This is a genomic window from Amycolatopsis keratiniphila (assembly GCF_000400635.2).
GTDB lineage: Bacteria > Actinomycetota > Actinomycetes > Mycobacteriales > Pseudonocardiaceae > Amycolatopsis > Amycolatopsis keratiniphila.
In genome coordinates, this window is sequence record NC_021252.1 from 2,479,027 (window position 1) to 2,498,054 (window position 19,028).

17 protein-coding genes are annotated in these 19,028 nt (G+C 70.7%); 13 read left to right on the top strand and 4 right to left on the bottom strand.

The features are described 5' to 3' along the window. The first annotated feature begins 36 nt into the window (after positions 1-36). Positions 37-1,722 (top strand): DUF885 domain-containing protein, encoded by a 1,686-nt coding sequence (locus tag AORI_RS52575; protein WP_043847995.1) that lies wholly within the window; start codon positions 37-39, stop codon positions 1,720-1,722. Positions 1,723-2,017: 295 nt separating this feature from the next. Continuing rightward, entirely contained in the window at positions 2,018-2,899 is an 882-nt protein-coding gene (locus AORI_RS52580; RefSeq protein WP_016332696.1) for a DMT family transporter, read from the top strand. Here AORI_RS52580 and AORI_RS52585 read toward each other — a convergent pair. Both AORI_RS52585 and AORI_RS52590 read right to left on the bottom strand, forming a co-directional pair. Then, positions 2,896-3,459: a GNAT family N-acetyltransferase gene (locus AORI_RS52585; RefSeq protein WP_016332697.1), complete on the bottom strand. Its 564-nt coding sequence runs from the start codon at positions 3,457-3,459 to the stop codon at positions 2,896-2,898. The two genes, AORI_RS52580 and AORI_RS52585, sit on opposite strands and share 4 nt — an antisense overlap. Beyond that, complete coding sequence (locus AORI_RS52590; RefSeq protein WP_016332698.1) at positions 3,456-3,977, bottom strand: YbaK/EbsC family protein; 522 nt, start codon at positions 3,975-3,977, stop codon at positions 3,456-3,458. Before AORI_RS52590 ends, AORI_RS52585 begins: the two co-directional genes overlap by 4 nt. A 221-nt stretch (positions 3,978-4,198) precedes the next feature. On the opposite strand from AORI_RS52590, the gene AORI_RS52595 reads away from it, so the two are divergent. From AORI_RS52595 to AORI_RS52610, 4 genes are all read left to right on the top strand, one after another. After that, entirely contained in the window at positions 4,199-4,681 is a 483-nt protein-coding gene (locus tag AORI_RS52595) for an SAV_6107 family HEPN domain-containing protein (RefSeq protein ID WP_016332699.1), read from the top strand. A 24-nt stretch (positions 4,682-4,705) separates the two neighbouring features. Continuing rightward, positions 4,706-5,470, top strand: coding sequence for a maleylpyruvate isomerase family mycothiol-dependent enzyme (locus AORI_RS52600; protein ID WP_016332700.1), 765 nt, complete (start codon positions 4,706-4,708; stop codon positions 5,468-5,470). Between the two features lie 61 nt (positions 5,471-5,531). Further along, the gene (locus AORI_RS52605) at positions 5,532-6,215 is read left to right on the top strand and encodes a VOC family protein (protein WP_016332701.1); all 684 of its coding nucleotides are present in this window, start codon (positions 5,532-5,534) and stop codon (positions 6,213-6,215) included. Between the two features lie 95 nt (positions 6,216-6,310). Then, positions 6,311-7,396, top strand: a complete 1,086-nt coding sequence (locus AORI_RS52610; RefSeq protein ID WP_016332702.1) for a GNAT family N-acetyltransferase — start codon at positions 6,311-6,313, stop codon at positions 7,394-7,396. 18 nt (positions 7,397-7,414) lie between these two features. Here the strand turns inward: AORI_RS52610 and def are convergent, their stop codons facing one another. Continuing rightward, positions 7,415-7,918, bottom strand: coding sequence for a peptide deformylase (gene def / locus AORI_RS52615; protein WP_016332703.1), 504 nt, complete (start codon positions 7,916-7,918; stop codon positions 7,415-7,417). Positions 7,919-7,955: 37 nt separating this feature from the next. Then, positions 7,956-12,578 carry an ATP-dependent helicase gene (locus tag AORI_RS52620; protein ID WP_200870995.1) on the bottom strand — a complete coding sequence of 1,541 codons (4,623 nt, stop codon included), beginning with the start codon at positions 12,576-12,578 and terminating at the stop codon, positions 7,956-7,958. Between the two features lie 171 nt (positions 12,579-12,749). Here AORI_RS52620 and AORI_RS52625 point away from each other — a divergent pair, with 171 nt between their 5' ends. The 7 genes from AORI_RS52625 (at position 12,750) to AORI_RS52655 (ending at position 19,016) form a co-directional block, all read left to right on the top strand. Then, entirely contained in the window at positions 12,750-14,660 is a 1,911-nt protein-coding gene (locus tag AORI_RS52625) for an Hsp70 family protein (RefSeq protein ID WP_016332705.1), read from the top strand. A 46-nt stretch (positions 14,661-14,706) separates the two neighbouring features. Next, on the top strand, positions 14,707-14,901 hold the full coding sequence (locus AORI_RS52630) for a DUF3046 domain-containing protein (protein WP_016332706.1): 195 nt from the start codon (positions 14,707-14,709) through the stop codon (positions 14,899-14,901). A gap of 207 nt (positions 14,902-15,108) precedes the next feature. Next, the gene (gene recA / locus AORI_RS52635; protein ID WP_016332707.1) at positions 15,109-16,149 is read left to right on the top strand and encodes a recombinase RecA; all 1,041 of its coding nucleotides are present in this window, start codon (positions 15,109-15,111) and stop codon (positions 16,147-16,149) included. Positions 16,150-16,228: 79 nt separating this feature from the next. Continuing rightward, on the top strand, positions 16,229-16,756 hold the full coding sequence (locus tag AORI_RS52640; protein ID WP_123798856.1) for a regulatory protein RecX: 528 nt from the start codon (positions 16,229-16,231) through the stop codon (positions 16,754-16,756). A 618-nt stretch (positions 16,757-17,374) separates the two neighbouring features. Next, positions 17,375-17,998, top strand: a complete 624-nt coding sequence (locus tag AORI_RS52645) for a VOC family protein (RefSeq protein ID WP_016332709.1) — start codon at positions 17,375-17,377, stop codon at positions 17,996-17,998. A gap of 50 nt (positions 17,999-18,048) precedes the next feature. Further along, positions 18,049-18,489: an iron chaperone gene (locus AORI_RS52650; RefSeq protein ID WP_016332710.1), complete on the top strand. Its 441-nt coding sequence runs from the start codon at positions 18,049-18,051 to the stop codon at positions 18,487-18,489. A gap of 89 nt (positions 18,490-18,578) precedes the next feature. Next, positions 18,579-19,016, top strand: a complete 438-nt coding sequence (locus tag AORI_RS52655) for a GNAT family N-acetyltransferase (RefSeq protein ID WP_043848689.1) — start codon at positions 18,579-18,581, stop codon at positions 19,014-19,016. The last annotated feature ends 12 nt before the right edge of the window (positions 19,017-19,028 follow it).

A 19,028-nucleotide genomic window follows, 5' to 3' on the forward strand; every position in this document is an offset into this window, starting at 1 on the left:
ACCGAAGTCGCCTTCGATCCCGGTAGCGTGCCGGTCATGGCTTCAACCGCGCGAAGTGTGCACGAGATCTGTGACCGGTACGTCGACGAGTACGCCGCGGCCGACCCGGTCGCCGCGACGACTTTCGGTATCTCCGGATACGACGACCAGCTGACCGACTACTCGCCCGCCGGGCACGCGGCCAGGGCCGCGATCGCCAGGCGCGCGCTGGCCGAGATCGCCGCGGCCGAACCGGTCGGCGACGGCGAGCGCGCGGCCAAAGCGGTGTTCAGCGAGCGGATCGCGCTGAACCTCGAGATCCACGAAGCCGGCCTCGACCTCGCGGCGCTGAACGTGATCGAAAGCCCCGTGCAGGAGCTGCGCATGGTCTTCGACTTCATGCCCACCGAGACCGCGGAGGACTGGGCGACGATCGCCGCTCGGATGGCGAGGGTGCCCGAAGCGCTCGATGGTCTCCGTACGTCGCTGCTCGCGGCCGCCGACGCGGGCCGGGTGTCGGCGTTGCGGCAGGTCGGCAAGGTCGCCGAACAGGCCGAAACCTGGGCCGGGCTGAAGGACGAGACCGGTTTCTTCGAGACCCTCGTCGCCGACGCGAAGGACGTCGACGAGAAGCTCCGCGCCGAACTCGGCCAGGCCGCTCACGCCGCCCAGGAGGCGTACGCGGAGTTCGCCGGGTTCCTCCGCGCCGAACTCGCCCCGCTGGCGCCGGTCAAGGACGCCGTCGGCGCCGAGGTCTACCAGCTGTGGTCCCGGGTGTTCACCGGCGCCACCCTCGACCTGGACGAGGCCTACGCCTGGGGCTGGGCCGAGTTCACCCGCCTCGAAACGGAGATGCGCGAGGTCGCCGGCCGGATCAAGCCCGGCGCCACCCTCGCCGAGGCGGCCGCCGCCCTCGACGCCGATCCCAAGTACCTCGTCCGCGGCCGGGCGGAGTTCCAGGCCTGGATGCAGAACCTGTCCGACAACGCGCTGAAGTCGTTGCGCGGCAAGCACTTCGACATCTCCGACCGGGTGATGGCGCTGGAGTGCAAGATCGCCCCGCCCGGCGGCACCGTCGGCGCGTACTACACCGGCCCGAGCGAGGACTTCTCCCGTCCCGGCCGCATGTGGTGGTCGCTGCCGCAGGGCCGGGACGAGTTCACCACCTGGCGCGAGGTCAGCACCGTCTACCACGAGGGCGCGCCGGGACACCATCTCCAGATCGCGACCGCGGTCGACCAGTCGGAGTCGCTGAACAAGTACCAGCGGCTGCTGGCGTTCACCTCCGGGCACGCCGAGGGCTGGGCGCTGTACTCCGAGCGGCTCATGGAGGACCTCGGGTTCCTCGCCGACGACGGCGAACTGTTCGGCATGCTGTCCGAGCAGCTGTTCCGCGCCGCGCGGGTGATCGTCGACATCGGCATGCACCTGGAACTGGAGATTCCGTCGGGCACCGGTTTCCACGAGGGCGAGCGATGGACGCCCGAGCTGGGCCTGGAGTTCATGCTCACCCGGACCGTCACCGACCCGGCCCACGTGCACGACGAGATCGACCGCTACCTGGGCTGGCCGGGGCAGGCGCCGTCGTACAAGCTCGGCGAACGGCTCTGGCTCACCGCCCGCGAAGAGGCTCGCGCGAGGCAGGGCGACGCGTTCGACATCAAGCAGTTCCACACGCGGGCGCTGGCGCTCGGCGGGATGGGGCTGGACACGCTGCGGGAGATGCTGGCCGCCCTGGACTGAGCCGCCGCTCTTCCCCGAATGTCATGAAAGGGTCGTTCCTGACGAAAAATGTCAGGAACGACCCTTTCATGACATCTCACCCTCGGCGTGCCGTAATTCACGTGCCCCCGCTACCGCGACCTTGATACGTTCCCTCCCGTGCACCGGATCTTTCTCGTCACCCCACCACCCGCCTCCTGAGCGGGGTGTGTCCGGCCGCGCGGCGCTCCAGCCGCCCGGCCGATCCGTGCTGCACTGAAGCACCCCGCGTCGTCGATGTCCTTTCCGACAGACACAGACGCAGGAGCGTTTCCCCATGTCCGTTGCCGTACCCACGCGCGCCCGATCGTCGGCCGCGCTCGTCCTCGCCGGGGTCCTCTGGGGGACCGGCGGCCTCGCCGGATCCCTGCTCGCCTCCCGCGCGGGGCTCCATCCGCTGAGTGTCGCCGCGTACCGGCTGCTCATCGGCGGCGTGATCGCCACCGGCTATCTCTGGCTCACCGGAGGCCTTCGCGGCCTTCCCCGCACGCCACAGGCCCGTCGCCGCCTCCTGGCGGTCGGCGGGTTGTTCGCCCTCTTCCAGACCAGCTACTTCGCCTCGGTCTCGCTGAGTTCCGTGAGCGTCGCGACGATGACCACCATCGGCAGCGCGCCGGTGCTGCTCGCCGTCGCGACGGTCGTCAAAACCCACCGCCTGCCCGGAGCGTGGACGGCGGTGTCCCTGGCCGGGTCGCTCGCCGGGCTCGCGCTGCTGCAATGGACGCCGGGGCAAGAGGTCAACGTCGCCGGCGTGCTGTTCGCCCTGCTCGCCGCGGCCGGGTTCGCCGCGCTGACGCTCGTGACCGCGACCCGCGTCGAGGGGCTGGATCCCTTGCCCACCACGGCTTTCGGCTGCCTGATCGGCGGTGCCGCGCTCACTCCCGCCGCCTTGTGGTTCGGGATGGCCGTGCCGCTTCAGGCCGACGTGCTCGCGCTCGTCGTCTACTTCGGCGTCGTGCCCACGGCGCTGGCGTACGCCGCGTACTTCCGCGGTCTCGAAAGCGCGCATCCGGTGCTGGCCGCGTTGTCCGCCCTGCTCGAACCGCTGACCGCCGCGCTGCTGTCCATGGCCGTGCTCGGGGAACGGCTCGGCGCCGTGGGCTGGTGCGGCGCGGTGGTGCTCATCGCCGCGCTCGCGGTCGCCTACACCAAACCCTAGAGCGGCAGCGTCCGGCCGAGGATCGCGAAGGGCCGCGGATCCCCGGCGAAGTGGTAGTCCCGCAGCACATCGACGAATCCGACGCGCCGGTACAGGTTCCAGGCCCGGCTGGTGCCTTCCGGCGTGGAAAGGAGGACATGCGCGCTGGGCACGCCGTCGAGCAGCCGTCGCAGGAGGTCCTCGCCGATCCGCTTCCCCTGGCTTTCGGGGCTGACGTGGATCTCGGTGAGCTCGAAGTAGTCGGACATCCAGTGCTCGGCGGCGGCCTGGCCTTCACGCCGGGTCAGGCCGTGGCGGACCTGTTCGTGCCACCACTGGCCGCCGCGGCCCTTGTAGCCGTAGGCGAGCCCGAGCAGGACACCGTCCGCGTCGAGCGCGGCCATGCAGCGCCAGCCTTCGCGCAGCGCGTGCGTGAGCCACATCGGCGCGCGTTGCTCGGCCGTGCCTTCGGGGTAGCGCATGGCGTTGACGTAGATGGTCAGCGCCTCGGGGAGCCGGGCGCGGAACTCGTCCGCGGACAGCTGGACGTAACGGGTGCATTCCGAGGACATCGCGGTCACGGGCGCCCATCCTGCCCGTCGCCCGCGACGTCCGCGGGAGTGCCCCCGGTCAGCGCGACGAGGCCGTCGAACGTCGTGGGGTACACCGACTTCGGATGCCCGGCGGCCGCCCAGACGACTTCGTGGGCGCGTAACGCGGTGTCGACGAGGGTGGTCAACGCCTTCGGGTGACCGACCGGGGCGACGCCGCCGATCGGCTGCCCGGTGTGCGCGCGGACGAAATCCGCGTCCGCCTTGCCGATCTCGTCGGCGCCGGTCAGCGAAGCGAGGAGGCCCGTGTCGGCGCGGTGCGCGCCGGAGGTCAGGGCGAGCAGGGCCGTTTCGGCGTCGCCCGTGCCGCTTCGGAAGACGAGGCTGTTCGCGATCGCGCCGACCTCGACACCGAGCGCTTCGGCGGCCTGGGCGGCCGTGCGGACTTCGGCGGGGAGGATCCGGATCCCGTCCGCGGCGGCCTGCTGGCCCGCCTCGGCGAGCGCGGCCGCGACCTTGGCCACCGAGGGATGGTCGATGGTGCTCATACGCCTATGAGATCACGTGGCCGATGCCGTGTCCCGCACCACATGCGGCGATCACCCCGCTACAGGGTTGAAGAAGTGGGCACTTCGGGGTTACATTGGACTTGTTCGAACAGACGTTCGACATTCGGTGAGCGCGCACCGGTAGGTGCCCGGCGCGGGGGCGGGGGAAGCGCCTCGGCGCCGGGCACCGGCCGGCGCTCACGTACAGGAGGAGGGTCGTCATGTCCGTTTCGGTCGTGTCCCCCGACGAAGCCGAGAGGCCGGGGGGCACCGCGCAGCCCGCCCTGCCCATGTCGTTGCGCCCGCCGGCACCACCCGCGGCGGTCTCCTTGTACGCACAGGCGAGGCGGGGGCTCGCCGAAGCAGAGCGGGAAAGCGATCCCGCGGAGCGGTTCATCGGTGCCTATCTCGCCGCGCTGCGGGGCGCCGCGGCGGTACTGGAGGCCCGCGGCCGCCCGCACCGGGGCCGTGCCCGGCCGGCGAGCGGCTGGGTGCTGCTCGACTCCGTCGCGCCCGAGCTGAAGGAGTGGGCGGCGTTCTTCGCGGCCAACTCGGCGACGCGGGCCGCCGCGCAGGCGGGGATCACCGGCAAGGTCACCGTCGAACTGGCGGACGAGCTGACGCGGGCCGCCACGGTGTTCCTGGAACTGGTGCGACGGGTGGTGCACGGGCTGCCGATGGGTGACTCGGCGTATGTGGCCTGAGCGACCGGGGAGAGGGGGTGCCCGATGGCCGGGCAGGCCATGATCGACCAGGGCAGGTTCCTGGAGGTGATCGGCGCCGAAACCGAGCTGATGGCTCAGGTGGCGCACACCGCGTCCGCCGACGCGCCGGTCCCGACCTGCCCCGGCTGGACACTCGGCGAGGTCCTCCGGCACGTGGGCAGCGTGTACCGGGTCACCCGCCGCTGGATCACCGACGGGCGGCGTCCCGAGCACTGGCAGCGCAAACCGGGGCCGGGGCAGAGCCTGGAGGAGTTCTTCCGCGAGGGCCGGGACGAGCTCGTCGCCGAGCTGTCCGCACACGATCCGGACGAACTGGCGCCGACCTGGTGGCCGGCGGACCGCAGTTACGGGTTCTGGCGGCGCCGGATGGCGCACGAGACGACGATCCACCGGATCGACGCGGAAAGCGCGGCCGGCCGTGAGGTCTCGGAGATCCCCGAAGACGTGGCGGTCGACGGGATCGACGAGGCACTGGTGCTGTGGTTCGGCCAGCGGCTGCCGTTGCTCGGGCTGTCCGGCACCAAGACCGGATCGGTCGGTGTGCGCACCGCGGGCCACACCTGGATCGCCAGAGCCGGGCCCACGGAGACGGTCGCCTGGCGGTGCTCGGCCGAGGAAGCCCAGCGCGCGGACGATCTGATCACCGGGAAGCCGGACAAGATCTACCGCTGGCTGTGGGGCCGGGCGGGTCCGACGGCGGTGACGGTCAGCGGAGACCAGGACATGGCGGGACAACTCTGGGCCCTTCTGCGGCTCGCGACCCGATGACCGGTCGGTGGGGAAGCCAAACCGGTCAGAAGTGTCGGTGGTGCCGTCTAGGTTCACCGGTGTGGTGGCACATCTGGTGAACCTGGTCTTCGATTCGGCCCTTCCCAGAGATCTGGCGGGTTTCTGGGAAGGGCTGTTCAGCTGGGACGCGCCGTTCGAGCCGGCGTTCCGGTCCGAAACGCGGCCCAAAGGGCGCAAGAACCGGCTGCATCTGGATCTGGCGAGCCGTTCGCCCGGGCATCAGGCCGAGCTGGTGGACCGTGCGCTGTCCCTCGGCGCCCGGCACATCGACGTCGGCCAGGGGCCGCCGGAGGAGAAGCGGGTGCCGTGGGTGGTGCTCGCGGACCCCGAGGGCAACGAGTTCTGCGTCCTCGAGCCTCGAGAGCAGTACGAGGGCACCGGCGCCATCGCGGCGGTCGTCGTCGACGCCCTCGACCCGGAGCGGCTCGCGCGGTTCTGGGCGGCCGCGCTGGGCTGGGAGATCGGCGTCCGGGAAGAGACGATCGTGGGCCTGCGGCCGCCGGACGGTCGCGGCCCCTGGGTCGAGTTTCTCGCCACGAAAGCGGACAAGGTGGAGCGGAATCGGCTGCGCTTCGAGATCGCGCCGGGGCCGGGCGGAAGCCGGGCGGCCGAAGTCCGGCGCCTGCTGGGGCTGGGCGCTATCGGGCGCGGTACGGCGAGACGAGGCGCCGTGTCCCTGGTGGATCCGGAGGGCAACGAGTTCAGCGTGCTCACGCCCCGCTGAGTGTTTCGCCCCGGTTGCGCGGCGGCGTCGAACGCTGACCTGAGCGAAACACCCGCGCCGTGGGCAGGCAACAACCGGCCGGGACCGTTGAGGTCATGGAGACCTATCGAGTCCGGCCCACCCTGGTCCATCCCGGCGAAGAGACGGCGGCCGCGTCGGCCTGGCGTGTCCGGATCCGCGTGGACGACCGGCCCGGCACGCTGGCCAGGATCGCGATCCGGCTGGCCGACCTCGAGTGCAACATCCTCGGGCTGTCGGTGCTGCCGGTGCCCGGCGGCGTGCTCGACGAGATCGTCCTGCGTCCGGCCACCGGCCTGCCTCGGCAGCTGCTCATCGACGCGATCCGCGACGAAGGATGCGAATGCTCCGCGGTCGTCGACGCGGATCTGGCGGAACTGGTCGATCCGGCCACCGCGACGCTCACCGCGGCCAAACGAGCCGTCGAGGAACCGGGTGGTCTCGCGGAGGTACTGCGCGGCATCCTGGCGGCCGACGTCGTCACGAAGGTCCCGTCGATCGAGTCGAACCCGGCCCGCACGGAAGGCGGGCACCGGGCGGTCTTCCCCGCGGGGGACGGCGCCGCGTTCGTCGCCCGCCGCCGGTGGTCGCCGTTCGTCGAACTGGAACTCAGCCGCGCCGTCGCACTGATCGGCCTGGTCGCCGCCGTCCGCGACAACGTGACCGGTCCGATCGTGCTCGACCGGGCCGACGGCGCCGCGATCGTCCTGCGCAAGGGGGTCCCCGGTGACGCGGAAGCGGTGTCCGCGCTGCACCAGAGATGCTCGATGACGACGCTCTTCCACCGCTATCACACCGGGATGCGTGCCGTACCGCGTCGCTGGCTGCACCGGCTCCTGATGCCGCCGCGCGGGATCAGCCTGCTCGCGGTCTGCGGACGCGACGTGATCGGCCTCGGACAGCTGATCCCGGCGGCCGGCGGCGGCGCGGCAGAAGTCTCGCTTCTCGTCGAGGATTCCTGGCAGCGCCAAGGCATCGGCACGGCTTTGCTGGCCCGGCTCGCCACGCTCGCCACGGCCAAGGGGGAGCGCGAACTCACCGCCGTCTGCCTGCCCGGCGACGATTCCCTGTACCGCACCGCCGTCCGCGTGGGGCTCCGCCCCGAACGCGTCGCCGGCGACTCCGGCACCCTGCGCTTCACGCTCCCCGGCCCCCGCGTTTAGTCCTCTGATCGCGGAGGACTACTTGCGGTTCCAGAACCAGTCTTTGCCCCGGGCCTCGCCCAGCGCGCGCTTCTTGCGCTCGGGAGTGAGCCGCTCCAGGTACAGCTTGCCGTCGAGGTGATCGGTCTCGTGCTGCAGGCACTGGGCGAGCACGTCGACACCCTCGACCTCGACCGGCTCGTTACGCAGGTCGACACCGCGCACCACGGCGTGCTTCGCGCGCACGACCGGGAACCACAGCTCCGGCACCGACAGGCAGCCCTCGCCGATCTCGTGCGTCTCCTCGGACAGTTCGACGATCTCCGGGTTGATCACGTACCCGCTCAGCCCGCCGACGTCGTAGCTGAACACCCGCAGCCCGACCCCGATCTGTGGCGCCGCGAGCCCGGCGCGCCCGGCGGGTTTCACCCCGTCCATCAGATCGGTCACCAGCGACTCGATCTTCTTGTCGAAGGTCGTGACCGGGTCGCATACGGTCTTGAGCACGGGATCCCCGAAATAGCGCAGGTCGCGCATCACCATGTTCGAACGTCCTTTTCCGCAGGCCTGAGCGGTGATTCTAGGCCCGCAGGCGCAGACCCTTGGGAGTCGCCCGGAATCCCGCCTCCTGGAGGACGGTCGAAAGCTCCGAGGTGAGCGCCACCTCGCCGTCGGCCTTCTGCACCGCGAGCTGCCCGAGCCAGCCCTCCCGCACCGCCGTGGACAGCGCCCGCGCCGCCGACCGCAACGTCTCCTGATCCTCGGTGAAGCTCAGCAGCGACCGGCCGCCGCGTTCGACGTACATCGCCGGGACACCGTCCACGAGTACCGCCAGCGCGCCCGCTTTCCTTGCCGGACGGTGCTTCGTGTCGCCCGTCGCGGCGGGCCACGGCAACGCGGCACCGTAGGGCTGGGCCGGATCCGCGGCGGCGAGCACGACGGCGCCTTCGGTGGTCGTGCGCTGGTTCCCGGATTGCGCGCGCAGCCTGTCGACGGCGCCCTTCGCCGCGAACTGCGCCGCGCCGAGCCCCTCGACCACGTACCCCCGGACGACCTGACCCGAATCCTCCATACCGCGCAAAACCTTGTAGATCCCGGAAAAACCGCCCGTCACGCGCTCGGTGTCGAGCGCTCCGCGGGTGAGGACGCCGTGCCGCTCCAGGAAGGCCTCGGTCCGCGCGTGCGCGCGCCTGGTCGGATCCGGTTCGCGCGCGGGAGTCAGGGCCCAGCGGCCCGCGACCGTCGGCGGCCCGGTGCGCGAAGGCATCGCCGGACGCCCTGCCCGAAGCCGCGCGTACCGCCCGCGAGGAGCCTGCCGCCGTGGTTTGTGCGCCGCGCCGGAACCGGAGACCTGTGCCCGCAGCGGGCCCAGCGTGTCCCCGGTGACCAGCCCGGCCCACACGAGATCCCACAGCGCCGCCACGACTTCGCCGTCGTTGGGCGGGGTCTCGACCAACGGCGACGCCCGGTCCACGAGCTGGCGGAAGAACTGAGCACCACCCTCCAAAGTGGACAGAATGGCCTCGTGGAGCGGACCGGACGGCAGATCGTCGTCGAGATCCGGCAACAGCAGATCGGCGACGTCGGTGGGCGCGAGCGCCAGCCAGCCGTCCCCGCCGGACAGGGAACCGCAACCGCACCAGGTGACCTCGCCCGCCGTGGTGAGCTCGTCCAGCAGCGAGGGGGTATAGCCGGGCAGCCTGCTCGGCAGGATCAGCGACTCGACCGCGCTCGCCGGGAGCGGGGCGCCGGCCAGTTGCTCGACCACGGACAGCACGTCGTCCGCCGTCGGCGCCGACCGCACCCGTGCGCCGATGCCATGCCACGACGGCAGGAAACGGCCCAGCGCCGCCGGCTCGACCGGCTCGACTTCAGCCCGCAGCCGGGCCAGGGACGCCCGCCGGAGCCTGCGCAGCACCGACGCGTCGCAGAACTCGATGCCGACGCCGTGGGTCTCCGGATGCCCGACCGGGCTCAGCTCGCCCCGGACCAGCCTGCCCTGCGCGGTCAGCCTGTCCAGCACGCCGGTGACCACGGCCGTCCCGAGCCCGAACCGCTCGGCGGCCTGACGGGCACTGAACGGGCCACGGCTTCGCGAATAGCGGGAAAGCAGGTCTCCGACCGGATCCTCGACCGGTTCGGTGAACGCCTCCGGCACCCCGACCGGCAGCGCGGTGCCCAGCGCGTCCCGCACCCGGCCCGCGTCCTCGATGGCGATGAACCGCTCACCGCCACCGATGCGCACCCGGATCACCCGTCGCGCGGCTTCCAGCTCCTCCAGCCATTCCCGCTGGATACCGCGCGCGGCGGCCTCCTCGATCGAGAGATCACCGAGGAACCGCAACAGATCCGCGGCGTCCTCGGCGTTGCGGGCGTGCCTGTCCGGGTCGAGCCGTTGCAGGGAGCGCTCGACCTCGGCGACGACCTCGGCGTCCAGCAGTTCCCGGATCGCCTCGGTGCCGAGCAGTTCGGCCAGCAGTGTCGAATCCAGCGCCAGCGCCGCCGCGCGCCGTTCCGCGAGCGGTGCGTCCGTCTCGTACAGGAACATCCCGACGTAGCCGAAGAGCAGGCTGCGCGCGAACGGGGACGCGGACGGCGTCTCGACCTCGACCAGCTTGACCTTCCGCGACCGGACGTCGGTCATCAGTTCGCGCAGCCCGCCGACGTCGTACACGTCCTGCAGGACTTCCCGCATCGCTTCGAGCACCACGGGGAACCGCTCGTACTTGGCCGCGACCGAAAGCAGCTGGGACGCGCGCTGCCGCTGCTGCCACAGCGGGGTGCGTCGGCGCGGATCCCGGCGGGGGAGCAGCAGCGACCGCGCCGCGCATTCCCGGAACCGTGCGGCGAACAGCGCCGAACCGCCGACCTCGGCGACGATCAGCTGCTCGACCTCCTCCGGATCGAGCAACACGTCTTCGACCCCGATGGTGACCTCGGCGCCGTCCATGTCCAGCGCCTCGGGCAGCCGCAGCACGATCCCGTCGTCGGAATGCGCCACCTGGGCGTCTACCCCGCGGTTCTCCCGCAGCCGGGCCGCGATCGCGAGCGCCCACGGCGCGTTGACCTGCGCGCCGAACGGCGAGTGCAGGATGACGCGCCAGTCGCCCAGCTCGTCGCGGAACCGTTCCAGGAGCACGGTTTTGTCGTTCGGCACATGGCGGGTGGCCGACTTCTGCTCTTCCAGGTACGCCAGCAGGTTGTCGCACGCGTACTCGTCCAGCCCGGCGACGGCGGCGCGTTCCCTGGCCGCCGAGGGCTCCGAAGTGGACAGTTCACGGACGAACGCGCCCAGCGCCCGCCCCAGTTCCAGCGGACGGCCGGGGGCGTCGCCCTTCCAGAACGGCATCCGGGCGGGCTCACCCGGCGCGGGGACCACGATCACCCGGTCGTGGGTGATGTCGGTGACCCGCCAGGAGGAGGTGCCGAGCAAGATCGTGTCCCCGACGCGGGACTCGTAGACCATCTCCTCGTCGAGCTCGCCCACGCGCGACCCGGGTTTGTCGTCGCCGCCCGGCGTCATGACGGTGAACAGGCCGCGGTCGGGGATCGTGCCGCCCGAGGTCACCGCCAGCCGCTGCGAACCCGGGCGGCCGTGCAGCTCGCCGGTGACCCTGTCCCAGGTGATCCGGGCGCGCAGCTCGCCGAACTCCTCGCTGGGGTACCGGCCGGCGAGCATGTCGAGCACGGCCAGCAACGCGTCGTCCGGCAGGGACGCGAACGGCGCCGCGCGACGGGCCAGGGCGGCCAGTTCGTCGACCGTCCACGATTCGAGCGCCACCATCGCCACGACCTGCTGCGCGAGCACGTCCAGCGGATTCCGCGGATACCGCACCGCCTCGATCGCCCCGGACGCCATCCGCTCCGCCACCACCGCGCAGGAGACGAGGTCGCCCCGGAACTTCGGGAACATCACCCCGCTCGACACCGCGCCGACCTGGTGCCCGGCCCGGCCGACCCGCTGCAGCCCCGAAGCGACCGTCGGCGGCGCCTCGATCTGCACGACGAGATCGACCGCGCCCATGTCGATGCCCAGCTCCAAAGAGGACGTCGCCACGACGCACGCCAGCCGGCCGGACTTGAGCTCCTCTTCCACATGCGTGCGCTGCTCGCGCGACATCGAGCCGTGGTGGGCCCGCGCGATCACCGGCGCCGCGCCGGTGGTGAGCCCGGACTGGCCGATCGCCTCGGCCGGATACCGCTGATCCGGCTCCAGCTCGCTCTGTTCCGCGACGAGTTCGTTGAGCCGGGCCGTCATCCGCTCGGTGAGCCGCCGCGAGTTGGCGAACACGATGGTCGACCGGTGCGCCTGGATCAGTTCGAGGACCCGCTCCTCCACCGCGGGCCAGATCGACGGCCGCCGCGGCGCGCCGTCGATGTCCTCCAGCGAGCCGGGCAGGCGCGCGAGGCCCGCGTCGAGGTCTTCGTTCTGCTTCGGCCCCTGAGGACCGTCGAGATTGGACATGTCCTCGACCGGGACCTCGACGCGGACCTCGATCGTCTTCGCGAGCTTCGGCTGGACGATGGTGACCGGCCTGCCACCGGCCAGGAACGAGGCGACCTCGTCGATCGGCCGGACCGTCGCCGACAGCCCGATCCGCTGGGCGGGCTTCTCCAACAAAGCGTCGAGCCGCTCCAGGGACAAGGCCAGATGCGCGCCGCGTTTGCCGCCCGCGACCGCGTGCACCTCGTCGATGATCACCGTCTCCACGCCGCGCAGTGAATCGCGGGCGGAGGAGGTGAGGATGAGGAACAGCGACTCCGGCGTGGTGACCAGCACGTCCGGCGGGGTCTTGCCGAACGAGCGCCGCTCGGCGGCCGTGGTGTCGCCCGTGCGCATGCCGACGCCGATGTCCGGCACCGGCAGCCCCAGCCGCCGCGAGGCCTGCGAGATGCCCGCCAGCGGCGCCCGCAGGTTGCGCTGGACGTCGACCGCCAGCGCCTTCAGCGGCGAGACGTAGAGGACGCGGCAGCGTTTCCGCGGCTCGGACGGCGGAGGCTCGACCGAAAGCCTGTCCAGCGCCCAGAGGAAGGCCGACAGCGTCTTGCCCGATCCCGTCGGGGCCACGACCAGCGCGTGTTCCCCGGCGTGCGCGGCACGCCACGCCCCTTCCTGCGCGCGGGTGGGCGCGGCGAAGGCCCCGGCGAACCAGTCCCTGGTCGCGGGGGAGAAGAGGTCGAGTACGTCTGCCACGCCCTCCATACTGCGCCGGACCACCGACAGTTTCGCTCCGAGGGCTGTGACGAGGCACCCGGTCGGGACGAGATCGGCGGGTTCCGCACGTGCGGTGACCTCGCTCATGGGAGCATCACGGCCAGCGCGGCCGGATCAGTACTGGGGCGGCCGCCGTTCGTCTGTGAAGGGGTATGAGCTGTGCGGATCCTGTCGGTGGACCTCGGGACGTCCAACACCGTGGCCGTCCTATCGGCGCACGGGCGGCCGCCGCGGGTGGTCGAGGTCGACGGTTCGGCCAACATGCCGTCCGCGGTGTTCGCCACCGAGGACGGCACGATCATGGTCGGCCGCGACGCCGAACGCCGGGCCCGGCTCGACCCGACCCGCTTCGAGCCCAACCCCAAACGCCGTATCGACGAGCAGACGCTCCTGCTGGGCACGGACGTCATCCCGGTCACCGAGGTGCTGGCCGCGATCCTGCGCCGCGTCCTCGACGAGACCACCCGCCAGCTCGGCGGCGAACTGCCCGACGAGGTCCGGCTCACCCACCCCGCGCAGTGGGGGCAGACCCGCCGCAACGTGCTGCTGTCCGCCGCCCGGCTCGCCGGGATGGGCGGCAACATCGTGCTCGTCCCCGAGCCGGTCGCCGCGGCCGCGCACTTCGCGTCGTTCCCCGGCAAGACACTCGCGCCGGGCCAGGCGCTCGCCGTGTACGACCTCGGCGCCGGCACCTTCGACGTCGCGATCGTCGGCGCCACCCCGAACGGCGGCTTCACCGTCGTCGCCGAAGACGGTCTTCCCGACCTCGGTGGTCTCGACGTCGACCAGGCGCTGCTGGTGCACGTCGGCCGTGAGGTCTCGCACCGGGACCCTCAGCGCTGGCAGCGGGTCCTGCGGCCCGAGTCCACTCCGGACCGTCGTACGCGGCGCGCGCTGCAGGAGGACGTGAAGGCGGCGAAGGAAGCCCTTTCGCGGCACCCGCAGACCGAGGTCCCGATGCCGGAGCCGTTCGAGGACGTCCTCGTCACGCGAGGCGAACTCGAAGCGCTGGTGCGGCCGTCGATGCTGCGCAGCGTCGAGCTGATGTCGCGGGTGGTCCGCTCGGCCGGGATGACCCCGGACCGGCTCGCCGGTATCTACCTCGTCGGCGGTTCGAGCCGTCTCCCGCTGGTCGGCAGCCTGATCGCGGAGAAGCTCGGCGTCGTCCCCGGCAGCCTCGACCAGCCAGAGACCGCGGTCGCGCTCGGCGCCCAGCACGTCGCTTCCGACGGCATCAGCTCGCGTACGCAGGGCGTCGAAGGGCAGGTCGCGGCGGGAACCGGGGCGCATCAGGTCGGCCCCGGCGCGACGGGCCCGTACGCGCCGCCGCAGCAGGTCGCGTCGATCCCCGGTTACTCGGGCGGGGCACCCGGCCAGTCCGGCGGTTTCCCCCAGTCGGGTTATCCGAGCAGCGGCCCGCAGCCGGCGCAGCAGCCCGCGCCGACGAATTTCCCGACATACTCCCTCGCCGGGCAGACCACCGCCGAGAAGGCACCCGCGAGCAAGAAGAAGCCGCTCGTCATCGGCGCCATCGTGGCCGTCGTCGTGCTGCTCGCCGCCGGGCTCACGTTCTTCCTGACGTCCTCCTCGTCGACGACCTACACGGCCGACGAGTGCAAGGTGCCCGGCGCGGCCGACGACAAGGGCCTCACCGGCTGCCTTCGCCAGCTCGCGGGGAAGATCGCCGACACCGGGGACTGCAAACCCGGCATGGGCAACGGGCCGGCGAAACCGGCGGAAGACCTCGGCGTGACGTCGACCTGCTCCGCGCCGGGCCGCGCCGGCACCCAGGTGACCTATCTGCAGAGCGACTCGGCGGAGAAGCTCAAGGCCTACACCGACGGACTGCTCAAGTCGGCGGGCGGGGACCGCACCGAGGCCAAATGGGCCGGCAACGCGCTGGAAGGCCAGTACTCCTCGGCCGCCGGGCGGAACGCCGCCGTGCTGGTGTTCACCGTGACCGACCGGCCGCTGGTCGGCTTCATCTACCAGGTGCCTGCCGAAGGACAGACCCCGACGCCGGGTGAGCTGGCCGATTACTTCGAGAAGAGCGTCCAGCCGGGCGAGTAGCCCCTTCACGCGTTTCCCGCCGGGTGCCCGGGCTAGACTCCGCCCGATGCGTATCACGGTCTTCCGGCGGCTGATGGCCGACGAATTCGGTCCCGGACGTGCGGAAACCCTCTCCAGGGATCACGTTTTCGGCGAACTCGGGGGCCGGACTGTCGAACAGGCCCTCGACGCGGGAACCTCGGCCAAGGACGTCTGGCGGGCGGTTTGCGACGCCTTCGAGATCCCGCCCGAGCGGCGCTGACCTCGAAGAACGGGCAAGAACCCGAGCGCAACGGCGTGTCGGCGACGGCCTCGAACACACGTTCGTCTATGGTGTTGTCCACAACGGGGTCAGCGATCCACAGCTTGGGCGCGAGGCCTGGAATTGTCGGTGGTCGCCCGTAGCGTCGGACCCGACAGCTCAGAACTGAATCAAGCCCTACCCGGCTCAACCAACGAGGTGGACTCCATGGCACCAGCAGCACCCGACAAGGACAAGGCGCTCGAACTGGCCCTCGCCCAGATCGACAAGCAGTACGGCAAGGGCTCGGTCATGCGCCTCGGCGAAGAGGGCCGCGCGCCGATCGAGGTCATCCCCACCGGCGCCATCGCGCTCGACGTCGCGCTCGGGATCGGCGGCCTGCCCCGCGGCCGGGTCATCGAGGTCTACGGCCCGGAGTCCTCCGGTAAGACCACCGTCGCCCTGCACGCGGTCGCCAACGCGCAGAAGAACGGCGGCATCGCCGCGTTCATCGACGCGGAGCACGCGCTGGACCCGGAGTACGCCAAGAAGCTCGGCGTCGACACCGACGCGCTGCTGGTCTCCCAGCCGGACACCGGTGAGCAGGCGCTCGAGATCGCGGACATGCTGATCCGTTCCGGCGCGCTCGACATCCTGGTCATCGACTCGGTCGCCGCGCTCGTGCCGCGCGCCGAGATCGAGGGCGAGATGGGTGACAACCACGTCGGTCTGCAGGCCCGCCTGATGAGCCAGGCGCTGCGGAAGATGACCGGTGCGATGAACAACTCCGGCACCACCGCGATCTTCATCAACCAGCTGCGCGAGAAGATCGGCGTCATGTTCGGCTCCCCGGAGACCACGACCGGTGGTAAGGCGCTGAAGTTCTACGCGTCGGTCCGCCTGGACGTTCGCCGGATCGAGACGCTGAAGGACGGCGGCGAGCCCGTCGGCAACCGCACCCGCGTCAAGGTCGTGAAGAACAAGGTCGCGCCGCCCTTCAAGCAGGCCGAGTTCGACATCCTCTACGGCAAGGGTGTCTCCCGCGAGGGTTCGTTGATCGACATGGGTGTCGACCAGGGCATCCTGCGCAAGTCCGGCGCCTGGTACACCTACGAGGGCGACCAGCTGGGCCAGGGCAAGGAGAACGCCCGCAAGTTCCTGCTGGACAACCCGGACATCGCCAACGAGATCGAGAAGCGCATCAAGGAGAAGCTCGGCATCGGTGCCGCCGTCGACGCCGAAGCCGCCCCCGCGCCGGTCGACTTCTGAGTTCCTCACAGCCCCGCCAGGGGTGAAGTCACCGATCGATCGTTTCGACTGGAGTGAGAGCTGAATGCGTGCGCCCAAAGTGGATCCGGCGGAGCTGCCGCCGGACGAGCGGAGGAAGAAGGCCAAGGAGATCTGCTTCGATCTCCTGGCCGCGCGCCCGCGTTCCACGGAGGAACTGCGTCAGGCCCTCAAGCGCAAGGGCTTCGACGAGGAGACGACGGAGACCCTGCTCGGTAAGCTGGACAAGGCAGGGCTCATCAACGACGCCGAGTTCGCCGAGATGTGGGTGCGTTCCCGCCATGCCAACATGGGCCTGGCACGGACCGCCCTCGTGGCCGAACTCAAACGCAAAGGAATCGATGGGGATATCGCCGTCCAGGCCGCCGAAGAGGTGGATCGAGAGGCAGAGGAGCAGCGCGCCCGAGAGCTGGTACGGAAGCGCATGCGCTCCTTGGGCAACGTCGACGAGCAGACGGCGATCCGCCGCCTGCTGGGCTTCCTCGCCCGCAAGGGCTATCCCCAAGGGCTGGCCTACACCGTGATCCGCGACGAACTCCGCGAGTTCGGCGCCGAGTCGGCACTGCTGGACGACGCCACCCTCGACTGAGCTTCCTCACCTGAGCCGCTCGCCGGCCGTGCAGGCACCCTTGCCCGTGCGGCCGGCGTTTCACGTTCCCGGGCGCTTTCGCGTGACCAGAGGGACGACACACGTGAGCAGACGGACGACACGCGTGTCCAGGCGGACGCCTCGGGGCTACGCGCGTGTCGTCCGTCCAGTCACGTGTGTCGGCCATCTGATCACACGCGCCGTCCGCTCAGTCACGCGAAAGTGCCGCCTGGGCGCACGGTGGTCGTGAGTGGCGTTCGTCCGAAGTCCGTGACTCGCGCAATCGGGCGCCGCACTCGGTGTTCCGCCTCTGATCACGCGAGTTCCGGCCTCAATCACGTGAGTGCGGTGCTGCGTCACCAACGCGCCCGAAGCACCGTCGAGCTTCAACCGGGATCACCGCGCAAGCCAAGCCCCGGCCCTGCAAACCTCGTGAGTGGCGTTTCGGGTTAGAACCCGAAACGCCACTCACGACGCGCCGCCCCTGCCGCCACGGCAGCCAGGCCGAGTGCCCCCGAACGACCCGGATCGCCCTCCTGCAGGCCTCTGAACAGCGCCGATACGACCGATCAGGAATCGAGAAGCGCCGGAAGCCCGCCGGGAAATAGCGTTACCGGCATGAACTTCATCGACGCCATCACCCTCGAAGTGGCCGACACCGAGGCCGCCGAACGCTTCTACACCACCGCCTTCGGGCTCGGCTCGGAACTGCGCTTCCGGGCGTCGCAGGAGCCGTCCACCGGCTTCCGCGGCTACACCCTTTCCCTGACGGTTTCCCAGCCCGCCAACGCCGACGCGCTCATCGAGGCCGCCGTCGACGCCGGGGCGACCGTGATCAAGCCCGCCGCGAAGTCGATGTGGGGTTACGGCGGAACCGTCCAGGCTCCGGACGGCGCGATCTGGAAGATCGCCACCTCGGCGAAGAAGAACACCGCGCCGGCCTCCCGCGAGATCGACGACATCGTCCTCCTGCTGGGCGTCGCCGATGTGGCCGCGAGCAAGAAGTTCTACGTCGAGCACGGGCTCACCGTCGGGAAGAGCTTCGGCCGCGTGTACGTCGAGTTCGATGCCGGTACCAGCCCCGTGAAGCTGGCGCTGTACAAGCGCAAGTCGCTGGCCAAGGACGCCGGCGTGGCCCCCGAGGGCTCCGGCTCGCACCGCATCGCGATCTGCGGCGCCGCCCCGTTCACCGATCCGGACGGATTCGCCTGGGAGACCTCGGCGCTCGCCGCCCAGTCCTGATGTGCCACTTCCGGATGCCCCCGCTCGCCGCCTACCTTGGAGAAACCACGATGAGCACCACGTACGAAGGATTCACGGCCGAAGAGAAGGCCGCGATGAAGGAACACGCCCAGGACATGAAGAAGGCCGCGCGCCGCGGCTCGGCCGCCGACAAGGCCGCGGCGGCGGAGCAGGACGTGGTCGCGAAGATCGCCGAGATGTCCGATGAGGACCGTGTGCTGGCCGAGCTGGTCCACGACGTCGTGAAGACCAACGCGCCGATGCTCGCGCCGAAGCTCTGGTACGGGCAGCCCGCCTACGCGCTGGACGGCAAGATCGTCTGCTTCTTCCAGGCTGCCGCCAAGTTCAAGACGCGGTACGCGACGCTCGGCTTCAACGAGGCCGCCCAGCTCGACGACGGCGCGATGTGGGCGACGGCCTTCGCGCTGACCGGAGCCACCCCCGCGGTGAAGAAGCGCGTCGCCGCTTTGGTGAAGCAAGCCGTCAGCTGACCGGAGTGGCAGCCCGCTTTACCGCGTGAGTGGCCACACGCGGGACGGCGGAGAAACCCTAGGCTCGGGTGATCACCGGGAGGACGGACATGATCACCATCGAGCCCTTGAAGCCCGAAGACCGCGAAGCCTGGGAACACCTGTTCCGCGCGTACATCGCCTTCTACGAACGTGTTGCGCCGCAAGAGGTCTACGACCGAGCCTGGCGCGAGTTCCAAACGGGGAAGCGGATGCACTCGCTCGGTGCCCACGTGGGCGGCGAACTCGCCGGGATCGTGCATTTCCTGGTGCACCCCAGCACGTCCGCCCTCACCGATGTCTGCTACCTGCAAGATCTGTTCACCGCGCCGGAAGCCCGCGGCAAAGGGGTCGCGCGGGCGCTGATCGAGGCCGTCGCGGACTGGGCCCGCACCCGTGAATGCGGCAGGGTCTACTGGCACACCAAGGAATCCAACGCGACCGCGCGCCGCCTGTACGACCGGGTCGCGGTGAACAGAGGCTTCATCCAGTACCAGCTCCCGCTCTGAAAGCAGTGAAGG